The organism is Methylocella silvestris (assembly GCF_002891535.1).
Lineage (GTDB): Bacteria > Pseudomonadota > Alphaproteobacteria > Rhizobiales > Beijerinckiaceae > Methylocapsa > Methylocapsa silvestris_A.
In genome coordinates this window covers 1-23,820 of sequence record NZ_PDZR01000021.1, presented here as the reverse complement: position 1 = coordinate 23,820, position 23,820 = coordinate 1, and the positions used below count along the sequence as shown (strand labels likewise).

Sequence of the window (23,820 nt, the reverse complement as noted above, 5' to 3'; positions counted from 1 at the left end):
CGGCGCGGCCCTTTCCGCGCTTTTAAGGAATGGGACATATGAGCCGCCTGCACGTCTGTTCGCTGGCAAGGGTGCCGGATTTGGCGCGGGAGACCGGCGCGCGCAGCCTCGTCACGCTGCTCGACAGGGGAACCCCTGTCGCGCGTCCGGCGACGATCGAGGCCGGCCGGCACCTCTATGTCTCCATGTCCGACATCGTGCTGGCGATTGAGGGCCATATTCTTCCCTGCGAAGACCATGTCGCGACGCTGCTCGACTTCATCCGGCAATGGGATCGCGCCGCGCCGATGTTGATTCACTGCTATGCCGGGGTCAGCCGCTCCACCGCGGCGGCCTTCATCGCCGCCTGCGCCCTGAGCCCGGAGCGCGATGAATTCGAGATTGCCGCGATTTTGCGCCACAAGTCGCCGACGGCGACCCCAAATGCGCGACTGGTCGCGCTCGCGGACGCCATTTTGCAGCGCGACGGGCGTATGACAGCGGCGATCGAAAAAATCGGCCGCGGCGCCGATTGTTATGAAGGCGTGCCTTTCGCGCTGGAGCTCCACTAAACACGACAGCTTCCATCTTTTGACGGCGCGCCGCTTGGGCAGGCGCCCGTTCGTGCTAATGTCCCTCAGCGAGATTGCGGAAAAATCGAGAGACGCATGGCGGCCGAGCCCATCAAAAACCAGGACGTTGCGAGCCTGCCTTTCGAAGCCGCCCTCGCGGAGCTCGAAAAAATCGTCGATCAACTCGAGAAAGGCGCTGTCGGCCTTGAAGAATCGATCGCGATCTATGAGCGCGGCGAGGCTTTGAAGGCGCATTGCGCCCGGCTGCTGACGAGCGCGGAGCAACGGATCGAGAAGATCACGCTCGGCCCCGACGGGCGCCCCACCGGAACCGAGCCGCTCGACGTCGAATAAAGGCTCTTGGCCTGTGGCGCTCCGGCGACGGGACGCCCATTGCGCCGACGCAGGCGCGCGGGCATGCTGCGTCGGCTCTGGGAGGAGACTGCGATGATTCCAACCGCTGCGGGTGGCGCAATCCGCCGTTATGGCGCTTTCGCGATCGGATTCTTCTTGCTCGCCGCCCCGGCGCGCGCAGAGCCGATGCAGGCAGAAATCGGCGCCATTCGCGCCTCATGCTCCGGCGACTATCGGGCCCATTGCGCCGATGTCCCGCCCGGCGGATCGGCAGCCCTCGCCTGCATGCGTAAAAACCTCGCCTCGCTTTCAGCGGGCTGTCAAAGCGCCGTCAATGCAGTCAGTTCCGCTCCGCCGCCCGGCGCCGCGGCTGAAGTCCCGACGGCGACGCCCGCCGCGCCCGCGGCGGCCACGGCAGCGCCCCAGCCGGCGCCGGCTCATCAGTCTTTCCGACATCTCAGCTTTCGCGAAGAATTTTCAGTGATCGGCGCTGAATGCGCGCCGGACTATCGCGCGCTCTGCCGCGGCGTGCCGCCCGGAGAGGGCCGCGTCGTCTCTTGCCTGCAAGACAACGCCGCTAAATTGTCTCAGGGCTGCAAGAGCGCGCTGATGGACGCGCGCCCCTAAAGAGCCACACAGGACGATCCACCCGCGCGTCGCGCCGCATTGATCAACCAACGGGGATTTTCGACCCATGGGCGACTATGTTTTCGATCCGCCGCCTGTCGTTGCGCTCGCTGTCGCGACGGGCGGGTTGTTTCCGGTGCGCCGCATTTTTTGCGTCGGCCAAAACTATTCCGAGCACGCGCGCGAGATGGGGAGCAACCCGGACGTCGATCCGCCGTTTTTCTTCACGAAGCCCGCCGACGCACTCATGCCCGATGGCGCGGCGATCCCCTACCCGCCCGCGACCGCCGATCTACAGCATGAGGTTGAACTCGTCGTTGCTTTCTCGGGCGGCGGCCGCGACATCCCGGCCGAGCGCGCCGAGGATCTTATTTTCGGCTATGCAGTCGGCCTCGACATGACGCGGCGCGACCTGCAGGCGGCGGCCAAAAAGAAAGGCCGCCCCTGGGATATGTCGAAGGCGTTCGACCATTCGGCGCCCTGCGCCGCCCTGACGCGCAAGGCGGACATCGGGACGCTGACCTCGGGCGCCATCGAATGCAAGGTGAATGGCGTCACACGCCAATCGGCTGACCTTTCCGACATGACCTGGAAAGTTCCGCAGATCGTGCAGTTCCTGTCAGGGCTGGTCGAACTCCGGCCGGGCGATCTCATTTTCACCGGCACCCCCTCGGGCGTCGGCCCGATCTTGAAGGGCGACGATATCGAGGCGACGATCGCCGGCCTCAGCCCGCTGACGGTCCGGATCAAAGAGTAGCGCGGCCGACAATGGATGTAGGCGATCCGACGCAACCGTCCGCGCGCGCCGGTTGTGATCGAGCCGAGGGTCGCACTCCTTAGTTCTTATGGCGCCGCAGCAAAGGCGCCGCGTTGTCTGGAAAGGCGGCGCCGCTGCAAAATAATGCCGGCGCCACGCCATCAGCCATTGCCCCGGATAAGCAACAGTGACAGGTTGCACTATCCTCTGCTTCATGACGTGTGTAGTATTGGATTCAATTATATCAATCTAATGTTTTCATCATTCAATAGTCGACAATTTTTCTCACGGTGGCAATGACATGAAAAAGATGGCCTTTTCCAGCGCTGTAGTTTTAGCGGGCGGCTTGTCGTTTCTTGGGGCAGAACCTCTCCTTGCCGCCGAAATCCCGGGGACTGTTTCAAAGACCCTGCCTCGCCCCTCCGCGGTCGCGCCGGACGCGAATAATGCGGCGCTCGCCGCATCCGGCCTCAAAGGATTTTATGAGAAATATGGCAAGTATCAGGTTTCGGCCGCGGCGGCCGGAAGCAACAACGCCAGCCACGTCGCAACTGTAACGAAACCCAGCAGGGACGCCGTTGTCGACAAGGCCTTTGTGATGGCGGCTTCGAATAATTTCGTGCCTATCGCCAATGGCGACATCACCATCGACGGCAATTCCATCAACTGGATCGAAGCCGTAACGAACGACATTATTGGTCTGCCAGGCTACTTCAATAACGTTCGCGCTGATGTGACGTCGTTCGTCAAGCCGAAGTTGGACGCGGCGGCGCCAGGCAGCGTTGACTTCAGTTTTTCGGAAATCCGCAACAACGCAAGTATTGACGGCGAGGTCCTCGTGGTCGTCTTCAAGGCGCCCTCGACAAAAGGTTCGCGGACGATTTCATTACTGTTCGGCGGCCAGAAATTGTCCGGCGACCGCTTCGAACTGGTGCTCGCAAATGCGATCGACCCGAAAAAGGCCGGCGTCGTCGCCAATATGGGCCTTGGAATCTCATACAGTTTCCAGTCCAACGGCATCCAGCAATATAGTTCGATCGACGTGAATGGAAAGCGCCTGTCAACTGCCGCCGGCGGAGAGGACGACGGCAAGCCGTTCAATGGCGGGCTGATCACCGTCGGAGGGGTTGGCGACGCGATCGACAATCCCGCCAACCCCTTGGCGACGCCCACCAACCCGCGCAGCGACGACGAGCTTTATTCTCTGCTCCCCTATCTCAAGAAGACCGACAAGATCATCAGGATCGACACGAAAAACCCCTCGAATGACGACAATATCTTCTTCGCTTATTTCGACCTTTCGGCCAACGCCAGCGTCAACAAGGATACCGACGAAGACGGACTGCTCGACGCGTGGGAGCTCTATGGATATGACGCCGACGGCGACGGCAAAATCGATGTCGACCTGCCCAAGCTTGGCGCCAATTACAAGAAGAAGGATATCTTCATCGGCTACGCCTGGATGAATGCGAGCGCGGCCGAAGCTTCCTCGCATCAGCCTTCCGCCGCCGTTCTTGCGGCGGTGCAAAAATCCTTCGCCGCCGCTCCTGTATTGAATCCCGGCGGACCAAAAGGCATTTCCGTCCACTTCGTCAGCAAAGGCGCTGTCCCTCACAAGGATAATCTGGATCCGGTGTGGACCGATTTTGATGCGATCATGGATCCGTTATTCACCAGCGCAGAGCGTCAGATTTTCCATCGCCTGTTGTGCGCCCATAAATATAGCGGCGGCAGCAGCAGCGGGCTTTCGCGCGGGATCCCCGAGAGCGATTTCATCGAGACTCTGGGCGGGTGGGGCTCCAACCCCGGGACGTTCAAAGAGCAGGCCGGCACCATCATGCATGAACTTGGGCACAATCTTGGCCTGCGTCACGGCGGCGTCGATCACGAGAACTACAAGCCCAATCATTTGAGCGTCATGAACTACAATTATCAGGTCAACTGGCTGTCCAAGTCCGGCAAGGATCTCTTGGATTACGAGCGCTTCGACCTTGGTCCGCTGGACGAAAACAAGCTGAAAGAAAAGAACGGCCTTGGCAGCCCCCTGGTCGCCGCCTATGGCCTGCGCTGGTTCAGTGGCGGCGTCGCGAAAATAAAGGCCAACGGCGCCAACAAGAATGTCAACTGGAACGGGAATGGCGGGATCGACAACAATGACGTTGCGGTCGATCTCAACAACTCCGGCGCAAAATCCGTCCTCAACGCGAATTTCGTCGAGTGGAGCGAAATCGTCTTTGACGGCGGCGCCATCGGCGACGGCGCCAACGCCACGCCAAACGCAGCCAGAGCGCGTAAATCCAATATCATCACCAAGCCACAGGATCTTCAGGAATTGACCTATGAAGAGTTCGTCAGAACGCAGGCAAATCCTGTCCTTGTGAAATGATCGCAGGAGCGCAAGGGGGCGACGACTTCCTTGCGCTCTGCACTGTCGGGGCGCCAAAAACATTGGCTGAATTGTCTTTTAGAAAAAGCTTCGCTCGGAAAAAGCAACGTGGCGAAGTGTTGATCGGGCTGCAGCTTATCGCCGTGGCGATTGTATTAACGTCTACGGGCGATGCGCGCGGCGAGGAGCCAGGCGCGTCCGGCGGCGGCATCAGCTATGAGGAGCAGTTGCGCTTTACGCCGCCGGCGCCGCTTCGGCCGACCGCTTCACGGAAGGGGTCGGGATTGCTGATCTGCTGGTCCCCGCCGCAGCCTCTCAAGGAGCATGTCTCCGCTTATGACCCCGCAGTGGTCCGCTATCGCGTCTATGCGCTCGACGCCAATCACGACCGGGTCGCAATCGGCGAAACGGAGCGCGCTTGCTTCCTCGACGAGAGGCCCGCGGCGAAAACCGTAACGTATGCGGTCACCGCCATTCAACGCTCTGGCCATGAAAGCGCGCTCTCAGCCGATGCGCTCGTCCCTCCCTGAGGACCATCGGCGCCGGAGCAAGGCGAACCGACTATCCCGCGATAGATGAGAAGTCGGCGACGCCATTGACGGCGCGGCGCAATCCGGCCAGCAGGCGCAGGCGGTTCAGCCGCAGCGCGGAATCGGGGACGTTGACCGTCACTTTTTCGAAGAAGGCGTCGACCGGCGCGCGAAGCTGCGCCAGAGCTTTCATCGCTGCCTCGAAATCCTCATCGCGGATCGCCGCCGCCCAGGGCGGCTCAGCGCCGTTGGGGGCGAGCGCGCCGGCCAGCGCCAGCTCTTCCGGCTCGGTCAGAAGGGATGGCGCGAAGGGCTGTTCGTAAGAAGCCGCCTCATCAGCCCCAAACTTCTTCTCCTCGGCGCGCAATATATTGGCGGCGCGGCGATAGCCGGCGAGCAGATTGGCGCCGTCCTCCGTCGCAAGAAAAGCGCCGAGCGCCTCGACGCGGCGCAGGATCAGCGTCAGGTCGTCCTGGCCCGGCAGAGCGAACACGGCGTCGATCAGATCGTGCCGGGCGCCGCGCTCGCGCAGATAGATTTTGAGGCGGTCCGCGAAGAAACCCAGCAGCTCGGCCGGTACTGTATTGGGGCCGACCTGGCCGGTCATGGCACGGCTATCGCCACCCTCACTCCGCGCCCGTTCCAGTTGAAGCTTACGCAGATCGTCGTCCACAATCTTCTTGTGGGACGCAAGAATGTCGAGGAGCCGCAGGCGCAACCCGTTTTCAAGGATGATCGCGATGACGCCGAGCGCAGCGCGGCGCAGCGCGTAGGGATCCTTGCTGCCTGTCGGCTTTTCGTCGATCGCCCAGAAGCCGGTGAGTATGTCGATCTTGTCGGCGAGCGCGACCGCGATCGTTACAGGCGCGGCTGGAACGCGGTCGGTCTGCCCCTGCGGCTTGTAGTGATCGCCGATGGCCGCGGCGACTTCCGGCGGCTCGCCTTGCGCGGCGGCGTAATAGCGCCCCATCAGCCCCTGCAATTCGGGAAATTCGCCGACCATTTCTGAAGGGAGATCGGCTTTCGCGAGTAGCGCGGCGCGGGCGGCAAGCTCCGGATCGGCGCCGACCTGCGGCGCCAGCGTTCGGGCCAAAGCGACCAGTCGGTCGATGCGGGCGCGCTGCGTTCCGAGCTTTTCATGGAACGTCACCGCCTCGAGCTTTTGCAGCCGGTCCACAAGCTGGACCTTGAGATCGGTCTCCCAAAAAAATTTGGCGTCGGACAGACGCGCGCGCACCACGCGGGCATTACCGGCGGCGATGGCGCGGCCGCCGTCCGGCGCGTCGATATTGGCGACCAGCGCGAATTTATTGGCGAGCTTTCCCGTCGCGGCGTCCGTCAGGACGAAGCATTTCTGATTGGCGCGGATGGTCGCGCGGATGACTTCCGGCGGAATGTCCAGAAAGCCTGCGTCGAATTCGCCGATCAGCACGACCGGCCATTCGACGAGGCCGGCGACTTCCTCAAGCAGCGCCGCATCCTCGATAAGGTCGAGCCCCTGCGCGAAGGCAAGATCGCGCAGATCGTGCAGGATGATGTCGCGCCGCCGCGCGGGGTCGAGCACCACCTTGGCCTTTTCGAGGGCGGGCGCGTAATCGTCGAAGCGCCTGACCCTGATCGGCCCCGGCGCCATGAAGCGATGGCCAAAGGTGACGTCGGAGGCTTCAATGCCGCCGACCGCAAAGGCCACGATCTCGGGGTCTTCTGTTTCAGGCCCAAACGTTGCGACGATCGCATGCAGCGGGCGCACCCAGCGCAGCGCCTCGGGGCTGACGGACGCCGCGCCCCAGCGCATCGATTTCGGCCAGGGGAAGCGCTTGATGACGGCGGGGAGGATTTCGGCGAGGACGTCAAGGCTCGCCTGCCCCTTACGCTCGACGACAGCGAGATAGAATTCCGTCTTCTTCTTCGGATCGACCTCGATCTTGGCTTCCGCCAGCGAGGCGAGCCCGGCGCTTTTCAAAAAGCCCTGCACTGCCGCCTCGGGCGAGCCAACGCGCGGGCCTTTCTTTTCCTCGCGCAGATCGGGCTGGCGCGCCGGCAGGCCGGCGACGTGAAGCGCAAGCCGGCGCGGCGTCGCAAAGCTTGCCGCGCCTTCATAGGAGAGGCCTTTTTCCGCCAGCGCCTCGGTGACGAGACGCTTCAGATCGTCGGCCGCCTGCGCCTGCATGCGGGCGGGAATTTCTTCAGAAAACAATTCGAGAAGCAGATCGGGCATGGGCTCAAAGGGTCTTGCCCGGCGCAGGGGCTCTCATGGCGTTTCAGACAGCCTCTAAGGGCTGATGCGTCCCACGCCAAGGAAAAACTGATTGTGACCGCGCCGAAGCCGCGCCCACGCCGGCGCGGCGGAACATCGCGACGCTCCCGACGTTAGCTGGGCCAAAGGGAGACACAGCCATGAACAGATTATCTCTCACCGCCGCATCAGGCGCCCTTGTTCTTGCCCTAACGTCGGCGGCCTCAGCGGGTCCGATGAGCGTCGCGCCAGCGGCGCTCATGACATCCGCGCCGTCTCAAGTCGAGACCATCGCCTATCGCGGCCATTACCATGGGCGCGGCGCTTACCACCATCGGGGGCGCGGCGCTTACCACAATAATCGCCACTATCGCTACAATGGCCACCGCCCTTATCGCCACTACGGCTACAATCCGGGCGCCGCAGCGGCGGCCGGGCTTGCCTTTGGCGCGCTATCACTGGGCGCAGCCGCGGCCGCGACGAATGATTGCGGCTATTATGGCTGCGGCTATGGTTATGGGGGCCCCTATTACGGCGGCGGCTATGCTTACGGCGCGCCCGCTTACGGCTACCGCCAAGGCAATTGGGGAGGCGGCCAGCGCTGGAACGGCGGAAATTATGCAGGCTACGCCAACGGCGGCGGCCTTCGCACCGGACGCAGCGTCGGCTTCGGGCACGCCGGCGGCGGCGGCTTTCATGGCGGCGGCATGCATGGCGGGATGCACCGCTAGCCGTTCGACTCAGTCTTCCGCGCCGCCGGCTCTTGTCTTCAGCCAGGCGGCGCCGCAGGCCTTGGCGAGTTCGCGCACCCGCAAAATATAGCTTTGCCGCTCGGTGACCGAGATCACGCCGCGCGCGTCGAGCAGATTGAACAGATGCGACGCCTTGAGACATTGATCATAGGCCGGCAGAACGATGAGGGCGCGTTCGCCGGCCTCTCCAGCCGTGAGCAGCGCCTTGCATTCGGCTTCGGCGTCGCGGAAATGGCGCGCCAATAGCGCGACGTCGGCGGCCTCGAAATTGAAGCGCGAATATTCCTGCTCGGCCTGCCGGAAGACGTCGCCATAGGTGACTTTCTCATCGCCTTCGCGTCCGTTGAAATTGAGGTCGAATACGCTTTCGACGCCCTGCACATACATGGCGAGGCGCTCAAGCCCGTAGGTCAGTTCGCCCGCCACCGGCGCGCATTCGACGCCCGCGACCTGCTGGAAATAGGTAAATTGCGAGACCTCCATGCCGTCGCACCAGCACTCCCAGCCCAGGCCCCAGGCCCCCAGGGTCGGGCTCTCCCAATCATCCTCGACGAAACGGATGTCGTGCAGTTTCAGGTCGACGCCAATCGCGGCCAGCGAGCGCAAATAGAGCGTCTGCAGATCGCGCGGCGAGGGCTTCAGGATGACCTGAAACTGGTAATAATGCTGCAGCCGGTTGGGATTTTCGCCGTAGCGTCCGTCCTTCGGCCGGCGTGAGGGCTGCACATAGGCCGCCTTCCACGGTTTCGGCCCCAGCGCGCGCAGCGTCGTCGCGGGATGAAAGGTGCCGGCTCCGACCTCCATGTCATAGGGCTGCAGAATGACGCAGCCCTGCTCCGCCCAAAAGCGCTGCAAAGTCATGATGAGCCCCTGGAAGGAGCGCGCCGGGTCGAGCAGGTTTGTCGGGGACGCCGGTTTGTCGAGAACTTCGGTCATGATGGCGGCTGCGTGGTTTGGTCGGGATCTCGCGCGGCCAAACAAGCGGCCGGCGCGCTGGAGCGTGATGCTCTAAAGCATGACGGCGAAAAGTGAAAACCCGGGCTTCCTTTTCATATTCGGAGTGGGTCCATGCGCGTCGCCTGCGAGCATCCGCGCTCATGTCATTGTCAGGGTCACGCTAGGGTTTACAAAAGCAGCAAAGTTTTCCGTTGCGCGAAATCATTATCGGATGCACGATTTTTTTTGTCGCCCTCTTCGATTGCTCCAATTGTTACTGAATTATATTAGAGTTATTGGGAGATACGGATGAATTTCAAGCAACGCTGGGTTGCCGCTGCGCTGACAGCGTCCATGGCGATGGCAGATCTCGCCGCAGCCGCGCCGACGTCAGGTTTTGTTGCAACCGCGCCGGCAATTCGCGCGCTAGCTGCTCCCGCTGAGCCGCAGGCCACCGAGAAAGCCTATTATTATCATCGCCGGCGTTATTATCGTCCTTACTATCACAGGCGCTATTATCGCAGATATTACTATCATCCGAGATATTATCACCCCTACTATCATCGTCGATACTGGCATCGCTATTGGTGAGGCAGCCAGATCTCACCAATCGAGACAAGCCTCGCCGCGATGAATGGCGTCCGACTGCGGGGTGAGCCCCGACTCATCATGAATGATCAGGCCGGGGACGATCGAAAACGGCGCGCGGCTGCCTTTGCGCGCCCGCAACAGGATGCGGATCGCGGCGGCGCCCGCGCGCGGATGGATCGGCATCAGGACCGCCCCGCCAGCGCGGCCTTCGAGGGCCGCCAGAAGCGCCGCAAGGCTGTCCGGCCGGTGGATCAAAATGCAGGATCCACCCGGTCGCGTCAGCGCGAGACAGGCGATCAGCCAGGCCGCAACGCCTGCCGGGCCGCCCTCCCGCATCACATGGGCGCGCCGTCGCCCCTCATCCGGCGAAGCGCGCGAACGCGCCGGATCGAGGAATGGCGGATTTGAGATCACGAGATCGGCGGATTCATCGGCCAGCTCTGCGGCGCGGCGGCTTGGCGGCGACAACGCATCGGCCTCGAACACGCGGCCGCGTTCGGCGAGCGCGTTGAGCCCGAGATTCTTTCGCGCGAGCTCGGCCGCCTCCGCGTCGATCTCGACAAGGCCGATATGCGCGCCAGGACGCGTCGCGGCAAGCGCGATCGAGGCCGCGCCAACGCCGGCGCCGATATCGAGAACGAACCCGGAGAAATCTGCCGGCGCAGCGGCGGCGAGCAGCGCCGCGTCGGTGCCGGCCCGGTGTCCGCGCGCGCTCTGGTACAACGTGACCTTGCCGCCCAAAAAAGCGTCGGCCCGAACGGGCTGCGCCCCGGCCGTCTCAGCCACGCTTCAATTCCTCGGCGAGCCCCGCCTCGGCGAGCGCCGCGCGCGCAGCCTCGATGTCCTCATCGATGACGAGGATGCGCCGCGGCAGAAATCCAAGCGAGCCTTCAAGCGCGCTCATATGTTCGTCGGCGACGAAAACGCCGATGCCGAGATCCAGCAGCAAAGCCTCGACGCGCGATATCAGCACAATATCATTGGTGCGCAACAGTTCGAGCACTTAAATTCCCTTGCGTGCCGCGCCGGCTTGGCCGGGCTTTTGAAACACCTTGCACGCGGCTTCGCGCCGGGCAAGGCCGCGCCGGCGGCGCGAACGAGTTGAAAAACCTGATGTCCGGCCCTAAGAAGCGAGGGCGGGCGCGGAGTATCCGAATTGGGCGTTGTCATTTCCCTTGAAGAGAACACGCCGGAACCCGGCATCGAGCCTCTCGTCGCTCTGGTCAGCGCCGACATGGAGCGCGTCAACCAGACGATTCTCAGCCGCACGGCCTCCGACGTCTCGATGATTCCCGAGGTCGCGAACCATCTCATCTCGTCCGGAGGCAAACGGCTTCGGCCGATGCTGACGCTCGCGACCGCGGGGCTTTGCAACTATCGCGGCGCGGGCCATGTCAAGCTTGCCGCTTCCGTCGAATTCATGCACACCGCAACGCTTCTGCATGACGACGTCGTCGATGAAAGCGACATGCGGCGCGGCAAGCTCGCGGCGCGGATGCTCTGGGGCAATGAGGCGAGCGTGCTCGTCGGTGATTTTCTCCTCGGTCAGGCTTTTAAAATGATGGTCGAGGTCGGCTCGCTGCCTTGCCTCGACGTGCTCGCCGCCGCCGCCGCGGTGATCGCCGAGGGCGAGGTGATGCAGCTTTCCGCCGCCAAGGACACCGAGACGAGCGAGGATGATTATCTCGCCGTGATCCGGGCCAAGACGGCGGCGCTGTTCGGCGCGGCGGCCGAGGTCGGCCCTCTGCTCGCCGGACGCCCGAAGGCGGAGATCGCCGCCTGCCGCGGCTATGGCCTCAACCTCGGCGTAGCCTTCCAGCTCATTGACGATGCGCTCGACTACGGCGGCGCTTCCGCCAAGCTCGGCAAGAATGTCGGCGATGATTTCCGCGAGGGCAAGATCACGCTTCCCGTCGTGCTGTCGTTCCGGCGCGGCACCGCGGAGCAGCGCGATTTCTGGCGGCGCACGCTCGAGCGTGGCGAGATTGCCGATTCCGATCTCGAAATCGCCATCGCCACCATGCACAAGCATCGCGCCCTCGAGGATACGGTCGAACGCGCGCGCCATTATGGCGCGATGGCCCGCGACGCGCTGGAGCTGTTTCCGGCCTCGCCATGGAAATTCGCCCTCGGCAATGTCGTCGATTTCTGCGTCAGCCGGGCGTTTTGATGAACGCCGCATCAGCGGCCCTTTAATCCAATTTAAAGCTTAACTGCCAATAGTTCCTTTGGCTGCTCGCGCCAACGTCTTCGTCGGCGGCGGCAGCGAGGGAGCGTAGTCAAGGCATGGGCAGGTCGCTATTGGGCAGGTCGCGATTTGGCTGGGCGGCAGGCGTAATCGCTCCCTGGTGGCTCGGGGCGGCGCTCGCTGTTTCGATCCCGGCCGACGCCGGCCAGGAAGCGGTGACCGGCGCCTCGCTCGCTCCGCTGTCGTTGCGGGCGCCCGCCGCGCCCGGCGATCTGATTCCGCAGGAGATCGCCAGCCTCGGCGGAGCGTTTGGAGCGACGGCCGGCGTCTCCGCCGATGAATCCTCAGCTTCCTGGGCCAATGCGCCGCGCTTCCTGCGCGAGGCCAGTCTTTTCGCGGAAAACGCCGGTCGCCACGAGCGGCTTGCGGACGAAATTGAGCCTCGCGCCGATCGCAAGCATAACGCCACGCCCGCGCCGACGATCGCGCGCGCCGGCAAGGGCGATCCCGCCGTGGGCCTCCGCCCGACATTTGACGCGCGTCTTCGGCGCGAGGGCGGCCTCGCCAATCTGCGCGCGCATGATCTCTTGTTCGAGCATGAAGACGCCTGGCCAGTGGGCGGCTTCGAGGCGTCGGAGTCCGGCTTCGCGGGACCTGACAGCGTCGCCGCCTTCGAGCCATGGCCGGACGGGGAAACGCCGACGACAACGCCGCCTCTTGCCGATTCCTCGCCGCGTCCGGAGCGTAGCGCCCTGACGATGCGCCCCGCCTCGGTCAATGAACGGCTGATGCAGGGGGCGACGCCGGCCGTGCGCCGCGCCGACGCGCTAAGCTCGACGACCCCTGCCGCGGCCGATTCGACGCCGATTGAAGTCGCCGCGGTCGAGCCGGAGCAGCCGGCGCAGAGCGCGCAGGATCAAACAAGCGCCGCGCCTCGCTCCAGCGCGCCCAATTCCGGGGCGCCTGCCTATGCCGCGCTCGCCGACCATAATTGGAGCGCACAGGAACAGCGCTGCCTCGCCGAGGCGATCTATTTTGAAGCGCGCAGCGAATCGGATGAGGGACAGGCGGCGGTCGCGCAAGTGGTGCTGAATCGGGTCTCGAGCGGCCTCTACCCGCCGACCATTTGCGGCGTCGTCTATCAGAACCGCCAGCGCCGCAACGCCTGCCAATTCTCTTTCGCCTGCGAAGGCCGGGCGCTACGCGTCTCCGAGCCGGAGGCCTGGCGCTCGGCGGTCCGCATCGCAAATGAGGTGACGACGGGCGCGACCTATGTCGCCGATGTCGGCGCCGCGACGCATTACCACGCGAATTACGCCCGCCCGCGCTGGGCGCGCCGTCTTGAAAAAATGGACGTAATCGGGCATCATATATTTTACAAACTGCGGCCGGGCCAGACATGAGGCCTTATATTGGCGAATTTACGCCGCCGCGGGAATCGGCCCTTGATCACGCGCATGGAAAGCGCGAAGATTTGATCGCATGAGGGCTGTAAAGAGCCAGCGAACCGGCCGATGAGTTGGTCGCAAGAATGCGCCTCGCTTGCAGCGTCGCCTGAGCTTGCCTCGCAGGCGCAAAACGGCCATGTTCGGCGCGCGAAAATCGCCGCCAATCCCTTCTAGACGAGCCACAGGCACGGAACAGCAACGCATGTCGCTTCAAGCCAACGCCGCGCGCCAGTCCCATATCGCGCGCCAGAACAAGATCGAGACAAGAGGCGCGAATTCTTCGGCCCTCGGTCTCGCCAAGCGCGCGAAAGGCTTGACGGATCGCCTTGTTCTGCCGGGACGGGGTCTGAGCTTGCCCCGGCTCGTGCTCGCCGCAGCGCTGATTGTGCTGACGCCGGCGACCTTCGCCTCGGCGCAAGCCCGATCGCGCGATAATTTCGCCATTGCGACGCCATTCGAGGTCGGCGAGAGCCCTGCCGGCAATTACCTTGCGGCGCTGGTCGCTGGAGCCGAACGCGACACGGTGGCGGCGGCGACCTTCTTTCGCGAGGCGCTGCGCTTTGATCCGAACAATCCCAAGCTGATCGAGCGCGCCTTCGTCGCCGCTGTATCGAACGGCAACATGCCGGAGGCGATCAGCCTCGCAGAGCGGCTCGTCGTGCGCGAGCCGGACAATACCCTCGCCCATCTCGTCCTTGGCGTGCAGGCCATCAAGAAAGGGCAATTCGCCGCCGCCCGCGCCCATTTCATGCGCGGCGGCCCGGGCCAGCAGCGCGACATTACGGCGACCCTCTTGACCGCCTGGGCCTATCTTGGCGAAGGCAATCAGAAAAAGGCGCTGGAGTTCGCCGACCGTCTGCGTGACGAGAATTTCGGCGTTTTCCGGGATTATCACGCAGGTCTCATCGCCAGCGTCGCGGGCAATACGCCAGAGGCCACGCGCCGGCTGAAGGCCGCCTATCAGGCCGACAAGAACACGTTGCGGCTCGCCGACGCCTACGCCCGCTTCCTGTCGCGGCGGGGCGATGTCGCGCAGGCGATGGCCGTCTATGTCGATTTCGACCAGGTCCTTCCGAGCCATCCGAGCATCGTCGCCGCGCTGGCCGATCTCAAGGCCGGCAAGCCGCTCGACCTCGTCGTCAAAACGCCAGAACAGGGCGCCGCGGAAGTGCTTTACGGGCTTGGCGCCGCCGGCGGACGCCAGGGCGACGAACTCGCAGCGATGATCTATCTGCGGCTGTCGCTCTATCTCGCGCCGCAAAACAGTCTCGCCATCATCACGCTCGCGGACCTCTATGAGCGCATCAAGCAGAATGAGCAGGCGATCGACGTCTATGCGCTCGTCCCCGAGAAGGACCCGCAGCGCATCACGGCCGACATCCAGACCGGCCTCATCCTTGAAACGCTCGGCCGTTCCGAGGATTCCTCAGCCTTTCTGAAGCGCATCGTCAGCGAGCATCCAAGCAATGGCGAGGCGCTGGCCGCGCTTGGCAATCTGCAGCGCACGCATAAGCAATATGCCGACGCCATTGCGACCTACACAAAGGCGATCGAAGAGGTCAACAAGACGGGCAAGGCCGGCTGGGCGCTCTATTATTTCCGCGGCATCTCCTATGAGCGCGACAAGCAATGGCCGCTCGCCGAAGCCGATTTCAAACAGGCGCTGGCGCTCGCTCCCGATCAGCCGCTGATCCTCAACTATCTCGGCTACAGCTGGGTCGACCAGGGCCTCAATCTCGACGAGGCCTTCGCCATGCTGCACAAGGCGGTCGATCTGCATCCGACCGACGGCTATATCGTCGACAGTCTCGGCTGGGCGAATTACAAGCTCGGCCGCTACGACGACGCGGTCAAGGAGCTTGAACGCGCCATCGACCTGAAGCCGGCCGATCCCGTCGTCAACGATCACCTCGGCGACGCCTACTGGAAAGTCGGGCGCAAGCTCGAAGCGCATTTCCAGTGGAACCACGCGCGCGACCTCGGGCCGGAGCCGGATGACAAGGTCAGGATTTTGCAAAAGATCCAGCAGGGCCTCAGTGACGATCCCCAGCCCGCCGCCGCCGAAGCCAATCCGAAGGATCAGGCGGCGTCGAAAGAAAATGGCGGCTGAACGGCCGCCCTTCGACGATCGCCGGCCGGCCTTCCCTAGCATCACCCCGCCTCGGTCGGCGCACAAGCGCGGCGTTCCGGCCCTTCGTCCCACCTCATTTCGACCCTGCGAAAACCCTTGCCTCTCGCTCTGTTTGAACGCGCCCCGGCCAAGATCAATCTCACTTTGCATATCCTCGGCCGCCGCGCCGACGGATGGCATGAGCTTGAGAGCCTTGTCGTCTTTTCGCGCACGGGCGACCAGCTCGCGCTGATCGAAGGCGAGAATTTGTCGCTGGCGATCGAGGGGCCGACGGCGCCCGCGGCGGGCGAGGTCGCCGACAATCTCGTGCTGCGCGCGGCGCGCCATTTCGCTGAGGCGATCCCGGATGCGCGGCTCGGCGCATTTCATCTCATAAAGCGCCTGCCGGTCGCGGCCGGGATCGGCGGCGGCTCATCCGACGCCGCCGCGGCGCTGCGTCTGCTCGCCCGCGCCAATGGCGTTGCGCTCGACGATGCAAGGCTCAAAGCCGCGGCGCGGAAAACCGGCGCCGATGTGCCGGTCTGCCTTGCCGCCCGGGGGCGCATGATGCGCGGCTTTGGCGACGAACTCGGCCCGGTCCTGAAACTGCCGCCGCTCGTCGCGCTCATCGTCAATCCGAATGAGCCGCTGGAGACGCGGCGCGTGTTCGAGCGAATGGATATCGCGCCGGGCGCGCGCACCGATTTCGGCGGCCATCCCAAGCTTGCGTCCGGCATGGGGCCGGAAGAATTGCTCGCAGCTCTCGCCAAGGGCCGCAACGACATGGAGCCGGCGGCCTGCCGGCTTGCGCCGATCATTGGCGACGTGCTCTCGATCCTCGGCTCCGCGCCCGGCGCAAAACTCGCGCGCATGTCGGGCTCGGGGGCAACCTGCTTCGCGCTGTTCAAGGATTGCCGATCCGCCGCCCGGGCGCGCAAGGCGATTTTGCGCGCGCACCCGCATTGGTGGGTCAAAAGCTGCGTCTTGAATTGATGCGCCCGGCGCCCGCATCTTCGCTGTTTCGTCGAGCGGTAAACGGGCGGCCGGGGCCGCAACGTGGCGTCGAAGCCATTGAATTGCGCCAGCCAACCGATTAAAGCTTTTCGGCGCGCGGGCGTAGTTCAATGGTAGAACGGAAGCTTCCCAAGCTTCATACGAGGGTTCGATTCCCTTCGCCCGCTCCACGCTTTTTGATCCGGCAGGTCGGGCAAAACTCCGCGATCGGCGCGAGTCCGCCTTGATCGGAACAGGCTTTAGCGGCGCGCCGGCGCTGTGTCAGGCGGGGCCATCAGCGAAGCCTGTTCGGCTGAGAGGCGACGCCCTTGCAGCCGAAAAATTGCCGAGCGCTGCGCGGGATCGACCGCATATCCTTCCGCCTTTGCAATGAAACGGACGGCCCCAATTCGCTCCAGCATGATTGCGTCTTCTGCAAACGCGCCGGTGATCGTACAGGCCAGAGACAACAGCGCCGCTAGCGAAAAACGCGAAAGCTGTCCCGCTTTTTCCATTCTGGATCGGATCATAACGAAGCCTCCTTCCGCGGCGGCCGCCACGCTTGCCGCCTTGCAGCGAGACGGCGCCCGCCGCTCGTTTGAGCGCGCTCCGGCGCGCCAGTCCAATCATCCTGCGCGCCTGAACTTATGCGTAGCTTGCAGCGCAACAATTTCTTCTGCAACGCACCAAATTGTCTCAGGGGAAACTTCTCTGCCTGTTCGGCGCTTTTCGGATCAACTGTCCCGACTGCTTCGCCGGCGCAGGCCGTAATCCTTGAATTTCTCGACCGTTCTGGCGATTTCCGCGTCGTCGAGGATGACCGGCGCGCCGATCTGCAGGGCTGCGGCATATTGGCGGGCGAGCGTTTCCGTCTCCACAGCGAGCCACAACGCTTCGGCAAGAGTCGGCCCTGTCGCGATCATGCCGTGATTGGCGAGAAGCGCGCAGGCGCGCCCCTCAAGCGCCTCGAGCGCTGCTTCGGACAGTTCCGGCGTGCCATAGCTCTCATAGCGAGCGCAGCGGATGGTTGGCCCGCCCGCCGCCGCAATCATGTAATGGACAGCCGGAATCTCCATCCGGCACATGGCGAAGGCCGTGCAAAAAACCGGATGGGCGTGGACGACCGCGCCGACTTCCGGCCGGCTGGCCAGAATATCCCGGTGAAACCGCCATTCGGACGAAGGCGCGAGCGGATGACGATACGATCCGTCCATCGCCATGAAGACGATATCGTCGGCGCCCATTTCGTCATAAGGCAGGCCGGAGGGCGTAATCAGCAGTCCGCCGTTCCAGCGGACCGAAATATTGCCGGCGGTTCCCTGATTGACGCCGAGCCGTGCGAGAGAGAGGCAGCCTTCGATGATCGCCAGCCGGACCGCAAATTCGCCGCGCTTTTCCAAGTAAAGCCCTCTCCGCATGATGCGGGCGTGTCATGGCCCGGCCCGGGCGGGCAGGCAAGCGCCGGAGAAAGCGTCTGCGCCGGATCAGGCCGCGCGCAGTTCCGCGGCTTCCCTGGCGAGCTGCTCGACGGCAGCATAGTCGCCCGCCTTGATCAGCGCGGGCGCGACCATCCAGGAGCCGCCGACGCAGGCGACGTTCTTCAGTGCGAGATAGGCCTTGGCCTTGACGATATCGATGCCGCCAGTCGGACAGAAGATGAGGTCGGGCAAGGGACCGCCGAGCGAGGACAGATATTTGGCGCCGCCGGCGGGCTCGGCCGGAAAGAATTTCATGCAGCGGAAACCCTTGTCGTGGAGCGTCATCGCCTCTGTGGCCGTCGCGACGCCGGGAAGAATCGGCACGGGCGATTTCTTGACGGCCTTGAGTAGCGCAGGCGGCATGCCGGGGCTGACGAGGAAGCGCGCTCCGGCGCCGACGGCCGCGAGGAGTTGATCCTCGTCCCGGATAGTGCCGGCGCCGATCATCGCCTCTGGAAACACGCGCGCAAGCATCTCGATCGATTTCAGCGCGGCAGGCGTCCGCAGGGTGATCTCAAGAACCATGAGGCCGCCCGAAATCAGCGCCTTGGCTTGCGCCATCGCGTCGGCGGCGTCCTCGACCTGAATGACCGGAATGACCGGCGCCATTTTCATCAGGGCGAGGGTTTGCTCCGTCAATTTATAGGCCATGGTCTGCGTCTTTCAAAAACAAGATGATGGGCGGGCGAGACGCGCCGCGAGGCGCGCGGGCGGAGGGCGGCGCGGCGCGAAAAGCGCTTCAGCTGATGCTGCTGGCGCCGAGTTCGGGGCCGCTCGCGACCATACGGAAAGTGTGGAACAGTTCGCGGCCATAGCCATGTTCATAGGCCTCGAGATCACAGGTCGCGAGTTCGCGGCGTTCGAATTCCTCCGGCGAAATCTCGACCATAAGCGTTCCCGCCGCGGCGTCGAGAGTGATCATGTCGCCCGCGCGGATCTTGCCGATCGGGCCGCCCGCCTGCGCCTCCGGCGAGACATGGATCGCCGCCGGCACCTTGCCGGACGCGCCCGACATGCGCCCGTCGGTCACCAGCGCCACCTGATGCCCGTGCGCCATCACCGAAGCGAGGATCGGCGTCAGCTTGTGCAATTCCGGCATGCCGATCGCCTTGACGCCCTGGAAGCGCACCACGGCGATGAAATCGCGGTTGAGTTCGCCCGCCTTGAACGCCGCCTCGACTTCCTCCTGCGCATGGAAGATCAGCGCCGGCGCGCGCACCAGATGGCGTTCGGGCGCAACCGCGCTGATCTTGATGACGGCGCTGCCGAGATTGCCGGAGAGCACCTTGAGCCCGCCATCGGCGGAGAAGGGCTCGCCGAACGGACGCAGCACGGAAGGATCGAGGCTGGCCGACGGCGCGTCGCGGAATTTTAATTCGCCATTGTCGAGATAGGGCTCCTTGGCGTAATCGGCGACCGGCGCGCCGGTCACGGTTTTGGCGTCCGGATTGAGCAGGCCCGCCTTCAAAAGCTCGCCGATCAGATAGCCGGTGCCGCCGGCCGCGGAGAAATGGTTCACGTCGGCCGAACCGTTCGGATAGATCCGCGTCAGCAGCGGAACGACCTGCGACAACTCGCCGAAATCGGCCAGCGTCAGGATGATTCCGCCGGCCCGCGCCATGGCGACGAGATGGATCACATGATTGGTCGAGCCGCCCGTCGCATGCAGCGCGACGACGCCATTGACGAAAGCGCGCTCGTCGAGGATCTGCGAGGCTGGCGTATATTCATTGCCAAGCGCCGTGATGGCGAGCGCGCGCTTGGCGGCGGCGGCGGTGAGCGCATCGCGCAGCGGCGTGTTTGGATTGACGAAAGAGGCGCCCGGCAGATGCAGGCCCATCGCCTCCATCAGCATCTGGTTCGAATTCGCCGTGCCATAGAAGGTGCAGGTGCCGGCTGAATGATAGGAGGCGGCTTCGGCCTCGAGAAGTTCGGCGCGGTCGACCTTTCCCTCGGCATAGAGCTGCCGCACCTTGGATTTCTGGTCATTCGAGATGCCGGAGGGCATCGGCCCCGCCGGAATGAAGACGGCGGGCAGATGGCCGTAGGCCTGCGCCGCGATAACAAGGCCGGGCACGATCTTGTCGCAAATGCCAAGGAACACCGCGGCGTCGAACATGTCATGCGACAGCGCGATTGAGGCCGACAGCGCGATGACGTCGCGCGAGAACAGCGACATCTCCATGCCGGCGCGGCCCTGCGTCACGCCATCGCACATGGCCGGCACGCCGCCGGCGACCTGCGCGACGCCGCCCGCCTCGCGCGCGGCCTGCTTGATGATGGCGGGAAAACCCTCATAGGGCTGATGCGCCGACAGCATGTCGTTGTAGGCGGTGACGATGCCGAGATTGGGCACGATATCGGCGCGCAGTTCGGCCTTGTCGTGGACGCCGCAAGCGGCGAAGCCATGGGCGAGATTGGCGCAGCCGAGCGCGCCGCGGCGCGGCCCCTTGCGGGCCATCGCCTCCATGCGCGAAAGATAGGCTTCGCGGGTCGGGCGGCTGCGCTCAATGATGCGGGCCGTCACGCGTGCGACTGTTTCCTGAACCATGAGGCCTCTCGATCTCCCTGGCGCGTGATCGCGCTGCGGCCGTGGCGCCGCTCGTCCCGAAGACTTAATGCATGATCCCGATGCGGAAAGTCTGCAATCTTTCGGGAGCCAAGCGCGGCGCGCTCAACTCGTCTCTTCGTACCAGCTGCGTCCGTCGCGCTCGACCAGCGCGGTGGCCGACGCCGGTCCCCACGTGCCCGCCAGATAGAAACGCGGCTCCAGGGGCGACTGGTTCCACGCCTCGCGGATCGGATCGACCCAGCGCCACGCGGCCTCGACCTCGTCGCGGCGCATGAACAGAGTGGCGTTGCCGCGTATGACGTCCATCAGCAAACGCTCATAGGCTTCCGGCGCATAAATCTGGAAGGCCTTGGCAAAATCCATGTCGAGCGGCACATGACGCATGCGCATGCCGCCGGCGCCCGGCTCCTTCAGCATGAGCCAGAGCTTGATGCCTTCATCCGGCTGAAGCCGCACGACGAGCCGCGTCGGCAGGATCTTGACGTCCGGCGCGAAAATCGAATGCGGCACATTGCGGAACGAGACGATCAGTTCGGAGACGCGTTTGGGCAATCGCTTGCCCGTGCGCAGATAAAACGGCGTGCCGGCCCAGCGCCAGTTGTTCACATTCACCTTCAAGGCGACGAAGGTCTCGACCTGCGTGCCCGGATTGCCGACGTCCTCCGGATAGCCGGCGACCGCGCCGGACGCGGAGGCTCCCGCGCGATACTGTCCGCGCACGGTGCACGCCTCATAATTGCCGGCATCGATCGGCGCCAGCGCCTTCAGCACCTTGAGCTTTTCGTCACGCACCGAATCCGCCTCGAACGCGGCCGGCGCCTCCATGGCGACGAGGCAGAGAAGCTGCAGCAAATGATTCTGCACCATATCGCGCAGCGCGCCGGAGGTCTCATAATAGGCGCCGCGTCCCTCGACGCCGATCGATTCGGCGACGGTGATCTCGACATGGTCGATATGGGCGGAATTCCACAAGGGCTCGAAGAGGGCGTTGGCGAAACGCAGCGCCATCAGATTTTGCACCGTCTCCTTGCCGAGATAATGATCGATCCGGTAGATCTGGCTCTCGGCGAAGACAGCGCCCAGCGCGTCATTGATTTTCGCGGCCGAGACGGCGTCCTTGCCGATCGGCTTTTCGACGATGATGCGCGCGCCGGGCGTGATCAGCCCATAGGCGGCGAGCTGCGCCGCGACGGCGCCGAAGCGGTCGGGCCCTGTCGCGAGATAGAAGGCGCGGACGAATGTGGCGTTTTCCGGGAATTTGGCGCCGAGCACGTCCCAGCCGGCGTCAGAGCCGATGTCGAGGCTGACGTAATCGACCATGGCTAAAAAAGCATCGACAGCGGAATCTTTCGTGGCCTCGGCCGAAAACTGCCGCAACGCCTTGTTGACGGTCTGCCTGAACGATTCGGCGTCGTAATCATGGCGCGACGCGCCAATGATGCGGGTGCCCTCCGAAAATTGCCCGTCAAGAAAGCGCCGGAACAGCGCCGGAAAGAGCTTCCGGTAGGCCAGATCGCCGGTGCCGCCGAAAACGACAATATCGAACGGATCGACTTTAACTATGCGAGAAACCATCGCCCGCCCGTTCCTTTCAACGCCTCAACCCTTTGTACCAGAACTTAGCAAGAAACGATCCGGTCCCACGTCCTTGAGCTACGCGGGCCATCATGCTCAAGCCTGGCGCGCCATTGCCCAAAGATCGTGCGATTTACTGGCGGCCCGCGCCGGACGGCAACAGCTTTTCCTTTGCAAGGAAGATGCGAAACGCTAACGCTCAGACAGCCGGCGCGCCGGATTTCATTGGTCTTGCGGCTTTGCGGAGTTTTTGATGTCTCGCCTGCATGAACCTTCCGAGGCGGCGTTGCCGATCTTTTTTGTCTCCGCCTCGACCTGGCCGCAGATTCGCGGCGCTCTGCCTCCCACTGCCGCGGCTTTTGCGCAAGCCTCGAATTTCGAGCCGAAGCCGGGATCGGCGCAGCTCTTGCCGGATGCGAGCGGCGCGGCCGCAGCCGTCATCTTCGCCATCGAGGAGGAATCCGCCGCCGGCAAGGATCTGCTTTTGCCGGGCAAACTCGCCGGCGCGCTGCCGCCGGGGCTCTACCGCTTCGCCAATGAGCCGCATGATGCAAGCCTTGCTGCACTGTCCTGGCTGCTGACCGCCTATAAATTCGGGCGCTACCGGCCGGCGTCAGCCAAGGACGCGCCGCAGCTTTGCGCGCCGGCCGGCGTCGACGCGGCGCGAATCGAGCGAATCGCCGCCGCCGTGACGCTCGGGCGCGACCTCATCAACACGCCGGCGAATGATCTTGGGCCCGCCGCGCTGGAGGCGGCCGCGCTCGCCGTCGCCGCGCAGCATCAGGCGGGCGCCGCGGTGACGCGGGGCGAAGCGCTGCTCGCGGCCGGCCTGCCGCTGATCCACGCCGTCGGACGCGCGTCGGCGGACGCGCCGCGCCTCGTCGATTTTTGCTGGGGCGATCCGGCGGCGCCAAAGCTCACCCTTGTCGGCAAGGGCGTGTGCTTCGATTCGGGCGGCCTCGACATCAAGCCGTCGGCCGGCATGCTGATGATGAAGAAAGACATGGGCGGCGCGGCAACCGCTCTTGCGCTCGCCTCCATGATCATGGACGCCGGCCTCAATGTGCGCCTGCGCGTGATCCTGCCGATCGTCGAAAACGCGATTTCCGGCGACGCCTTCCGGCCAGGCGACGTTTATGCCAGCCGCAAGGGCCTCACCGTCGAGATCGGCAATACCGACGCCGAGGGGAGGCTGATTCTCGCCGACGCGCTGGCGCTTGGCGATGAGGACGCGCCCGATCTCCTGATCGACTTCGCCACCCTGACCGGCGCGGCGCGGGTGGCGCTCGGCCCCGATCTGCCGCCCTTCTACACGGCGGATGAGGGACTCGCCGCCGAGATCGCCCGCTTCGCCGGCGCGGCGCAGGACCCGGTCTGGCGCATGCCGCTCTGGGACGCCTATGACAAGATGCTCGACAGCAAGATCGCCGACCTCAACAATGTCGGCGGCGGCCCGTTCGCCGGCTCGATCACCGCCGCGCTGTTTCTACGCCGCTTCGTCAGCCGCGCGAAAAGCTGGGCGCATTTCGACCTTTACGGCTGGACCCCCACGGCAAAGGCCGGCCGGCCGGAAGGCGGCGAGATCCAGGCGGCGCGGCTGGTCTATGATCTGATCGAGGCGCGTTACGGCGGCCCGGCGCCGGAAAGCCCGCGCGCCGTGCATCATATCGTGGCGCATATCGACGAGACCGAGGAGGAAGCTGTCTCTATACACATCTGACGCTGCCGACGACGGA

Annotated in this window: 21 protein-coding genes and 1 tRNA gene; 13 read left to right on the top strand and 9 right to left on the bottom strand. The window is 64.2% G+C overall.

Translation table 11 applies throughout. The annotated features are described in order from the left end of the window. Positions 1 to 38 precede the first annotated feature (38 nt). The 6 genes from CR492_RS15780 to CR492_RS15755 all read left to right on the top strand — a co-directional run bounded on the left by CR492_RS15780 (position 39) and on the right by CR492_RS15755 (position 5,205). Positions 39 to 551, top strand: a complete 513-nt coding sequence (locus CR492_RS15780) for a tyrosine phosphatase family protein (RefSeq protein WP_102844695.1) — start codon at positions 39 to 41, stop codon at positions 549 to 551. A 96-nt stretch (positions 552 to 647) separates the two neighbouring features. Continuing rightward, positions 648 to 905, top strand: coding sequence for an exodeoxyribonuclease VII small subunit (locus tag CR492_RS15775; protein WP_102844694.1), 258 nt, complete (start codon positions 648 to 650; stop codon positions 903 to 905). A gap of 93 nt (positions 906 to 998) precedes the next feature. Continuing rightward, the gene (locus CR492_RS15770) at positions 999 to 1,532 is read left to right on the top strand and encodes a hypothetical protein (RefSeq protein ID WP_146030302.1); all 534 of its coding nucleotides are present in this window, start codon (positions 999 to 1,001) and stop codon (positions 1,530 to 1,532) included. Positions 1,533 to 1,599: 67 nt separating this feature from the next. Then, a complete protein-coding gene (locus tag CR492_RS15765; protein WP_102844692.1) occupies positions 1,600 to 2,289 on the top strand; it encodes a fumarylacetoacetate hydrolase family protein in 690 nt (229 codons plus the stop codon). Positions 2,290 to 2,590: 301 nt separating this feature from the next. Next, complete coding sequence (locus tag CR492_RS15760) at positions 2,591 to 4,675, top strand: hypothetical protein (RefSeq protein WP_102844691.1); 2,085 nt, start codon at positions 2,591 to 2,593, stop codon at positions 4,673 to 4,675. A 119-nt stretch (positions 4,676 to 4,794) separates the two neighbouring features. After that, a complete protein-coding gene (locus tag CR492_RS15755; protein WP_146030301.1) occupies positions 4,795 to 5,205 on the top strand; it encodes a hypothetical protein in 411 nt (136 codons plus the stop codon). A gap of 31 nt (positions 5,206 to 5,236) precedes the next feature. Here the strand turns inward: CR492_RS15755 and glyS are convergent, their stop codons facing one another. Further along, positions 5,237 to 7,423 carry a glycine--tRNA ligase subunit beta gene (glyS, locus tag CR492_RS15750; RefSeq protein WP_102844689.1) on the bottom strand — a complete coding sequence of 729 codons (2,187 nt, stop codon included), beginning with the start codon at positions 7,421 to 7,423 and terminating at the stop codon, positions 5,237 to 5,239. A gap of 179 nt (positions 7,424 to 7,602) precedes the next feature. Between glyS and CR492_RS15745 the strand changes: the two genes are divergently transcribed. After that, positions 7,603 to 8,172 (top strand): hypothetical protein, encoded by a 570-nt coding sequence (locus CR492_RS15745; protein ID WP_180982577.1) that lies wholly within the window; start codon positions 7,603 to 7,605, stop codon positions 8,170 to 8,172. A 9-nt stretch (positions 8,173 to 8,181) separates the two neighbouring features. Here the strand turns inward: CR492_RS15745 and CR492_RS15740 are convergent, their stop codons facing one another. After that, on the bottom strand, positions 8,182 to 9,129 hold the full coding sequence (locus tag CR492_RS15740; protein WP_102844688.1) for a glycine--tRNA ligase subunit alpha: 948 nt from the start codon (positions 9,127 to 9,129) through the stop codon (positions 8,182 to 8,184). Positions 9,130 to 9,438: 309 nt separating this feature from the next. On the opposite strand from CR492_RS15740, the gene CR492_RS15735 reads away from it, so the two are divergent. Beyond that, complete coding sequence (locus tag CR492_RS15735) at positions 9,439 to 9,720, top strand: hypothetical protein (protein ID WP_102844687.1); 282 nt, start codon at positions 9,439 to 9,441, stop codon at positions 9,718 to 9,720. 12 nt (positions 9,721 to 9,732) lie between these two features. Here the strand turns inward: CR492_RS15735 and CR492_RS15730 are convergent, their stop codons facing one another. Together CR492_RS15730 and CR492_RS15725 are read right to left on the bottom strand one after the other, a co-directional pair. After that, the gene (locus CR492_RS15730; RefSeq protein ID WP_102844686.1) at positions 9,733 to 10,506 is read right to left on the bottom strand and encodes a tRNA1(Val) (adenine(37)-N6)-methyltransferase; all 774 of its coding nucleotides are present in this window, start codon (positions 10,504 to 10,506) and stop codon (positions 9,733 to 9,735) included. Then, on the bottom strand, positions 10,499 to 10,723 hold the full coding sequence (locus CR492_RS15725) for a DUF2007 domain-containing protein (RefSeq protein WP_102844685.1): 225 nt from the start codon (positions 10,721 to 10,723) through the stop codon (positions 10,499 to 10,501). The genes CR492_RS15730 and CR492_RS15725 overlap by 8 nt, the downstream gene beginning before the upstream one ends. A gap of 153 nt (positions 10,724 to 10,876) precedes the next feature. Between CR492_RS15725 and CR492_RS15720 the strand changes: the two genes are divergently transcribed. The 5 genes from CR492_RS15720 (at position 10,877) to CR492_RS15700 (ending at position 16,650) form a co-directional block, all read left to right on the top strand. Further along, positions 10,877 to 11,890: a polyprenyl synthetase family protein gene (locus CR492_RS15720; protein ID WP_102844684.1), complete on the top strand. Its 1,014-nt coding sequence runs from the start codon at positions 10,877 to 10,879 to the stop codon at positions 11,888 to 11,890. 116 nt (positions 11,891 to 12,006) lie between these two features. Beyond that, positions 12,007 to 13,311, top strand: coding sequence for a cell wall hydrolase (locus CR492_RS15715; RefSeq protein WP_245412117.1), 1,305 nt, complete (start codon positions 12,007 to 12,009; stop codon positions 13,309 to 13,311). Between the two features lie 247 nt (positions 13,312 to 13,558). Continuing rightward, the gene (locus tag CR492_RS15710; RefSeq protein ID WP_245412116.1) at positions 13,559 to 15,466 is read left to right on the top strand and encodes a tetratricopeptide repeat protein; all 1,908 of its coding nucleotides are present in this window, start codon (positions 13,559 to 13,561) and stop codon (positions 15,464 to 15,466) included. A 117-nt stretch (positions 15,467 to 15,583) separates the two neighbouring features. After that, positions 15,584 to 16,459: a 4-(cytidine 5'-diphospho)-2-C-methyl-D-erythritol kinase gene (locus CR492_RS15705; RefSeq protein WP_102844683.1), complete on the top strand. Its 876-nt coding sequence runs from the start codon at positions 15,584 to 15,586 to the stop codon at positions 16,457 to 16,459. A 117-nt stretch (positions 16,460 to 16,576) separates the two neighbouring features. Beyond that, positions 16,577 to 16,650: transfer RNA gene (locus CR492_RS15700), tRNA-Gly, on the top strand. 69 nt (positions 16,651 to 16,719) lie between these two features. Here CR492_RS15700 and CR492_RS15695 read toward each other — a convergent pair. The 5 genes from CR492_RS15695 to zwf form a co-directional block, all read right to left on the bottom strand. After that, on the bottom strand, positions 16,720 to 16,989 hold the full coding sequence (locus CR492_RS15695) for a hypothetical protein (protein WP_146030300.1): 270 nt from the start codon (positions 16,987 to 16,989) through the stop codon (positions 16,720 to 16,722). A 204-nt stretch (positions 16,990 to 17,193) separates the two neighbouring features. Further along, positions 17,194 to 17,859: a class II aldolase/adducin family protein gene (locus CR492_RS15690; protein ID WP_245412115.1), complete on the bottom strand. Its 666-nt coding sequence runs from the start codon at positions 17,857 to 17,859 to the stop codon at positions 17,194 to 17,196. Between the two features lie 84 nt (positions 17,860 to 17,943). Continuing rightward, the gene (gene eda / locus CR492_RS15685; RefSeq protein WP_102844680.1) at positions 17,944 to 18,588 is read right to left on the bottom strand and encodes a bifunctional 4-hydroxy-2-oxoglutarate aldolase/2-dehydro-3-deoxy-phosphogluconate aldolase; all 645 of its coding nucleotides are present in this window, start codon (positions 18,586 to 18,588) and stop codon (positions 17,944 to 17,946) included. Between the two features lie 88 nt (positions 18,589 to 18,676). After that, positions 18,677 to 20,488 (bottom strand): phosphogluconate dehydratase, encoded by a 1,812-nt coding sequence (gene edd, locus CR492_RS15680; protein ID WP_102844679.1) that lies wholly within the window; start codon positions 20,486 to 20,488, stop codon positions 18,677 to 18,679. 123 nt (positions 20,489 to 20,611) lie between these two features. Then, on the bottom strand, positions 20,612 to 22,084 hold the full coding sequence (gene zwf / locus CR492_RS15675; RefSeq protein WP_102844678.1) for a glucose-6-phosphate dehydrogenase: 1,473 nt from the start codon (positions 22,082 to 22,084) through the stop codon (positions 20,612 to 20,614). Positions 22,085 to 23,820: the final 1,736 nt, after the last annotated feature.

Bases quoted from the DNA above. Each gene is read 5' to 3' on its own strand.
- CR492_RS15780 (WP_102844695.1), top strand. From the start codon at position 39: ATGAGCCGCCTGCACGTCTGTTCGCTGGCAAGGGTGCCGGATTTGGCG.
- CR492_RS15775 (WP_102844694.1), top strand. From the start codon at position 648: ATGGCGGCCGAGCCCATCAAAAACCAGGACGTTGCGAGCCTGCCTTTC.
- CR492_RS15770 (WP_146030302.1), top strand. From the start codon at position 999: ATGATTCCAACCGCTGCGGGTGGCGCAATCCGCCGTTATGGCGCTTTC.
- CR492_RS15765 (WP_102844692.1), top strand. From the start codon at position 1,600: ATGGGCGACTATGTTTTCGATCCGCCGCCTGTCGTTGCGCTCGCTGTC.
- CR492_RS15760 (WP_102844691.1), top strand. From the start codon at position 2,591: ATGAAAAAGATGGCCTTTTCCAGCGCTGTAGTTTTAGCGGGCGGCTTG.
- glyS (WP_102844689.1), bottom strand. From the start codon at position 7,423: ATGCCCGATCTGCTTCTCGAATTGTTTTCTGAAGAAATTCCCGCCCGC.
- CR492_RS15745 (WP_180982577.1), top strand. From the start codon at position 7,603: ATGAACAGATTATCTCTCACCGCCGCATCAGGCGCCCTTGTTCTTGCC.
- CR492_RS15740 (WP_102844688.1), bottom strand. From the start codon at position 9,129: ATGACCGAAGTTCTCGACAAACCGGCGTCCCCGACAAACCTGCTCGAC.
- CR492_RS15735 (WP_102844687.1), top strand. From the start codon at position 9,439: ATGAATTTCAAGCAACGCTGGGTTGCCGCTGCGCTGACAGCGTCCATG.
- CR492_RS15715 (WP_245412117.1), top strand. From the start codon at position 12,007: ATGGGCAGGTCGCTATTGGGCAGGTCGCGATTTGGCTGGGCGGCAGGC.
- CR492_RS15710 (WP_245412116.1), top strand. From the start codon at position 13,559: ATGTCGCTTCAAGCCAACGCCGCGCGCCAGTCCCATATCGCGCGCCAG.
- CR492_RS15695 (WP_146030300.1), bottom strand. From the start codon at position 16,989: ATGATCCGATCCAGAATGGAAAAAGCGGGACAGCTTTCGCGTTTTTCG.
- eda (WP_102844680.1), bottom strand. From the start codon at position 18,588: ATGGCCTATAAATTGACGGAGCAAACCCTCGCCCTGATGAAAATGGCG.
- edd (WP_102844679.1), bottom strand. From the start codon at position 20,488: ATGGTTCAGGAAACAGTCGCACGCGTGACGGCCCGCATCATTGAGCGC.
- zwf (WP_102844678.1), bottom strand. From the start codon at position 22,084: ATGGTTTCTCGCATAGTTAAAGTCGATCCGTTCGATATTGTCGTTTTC.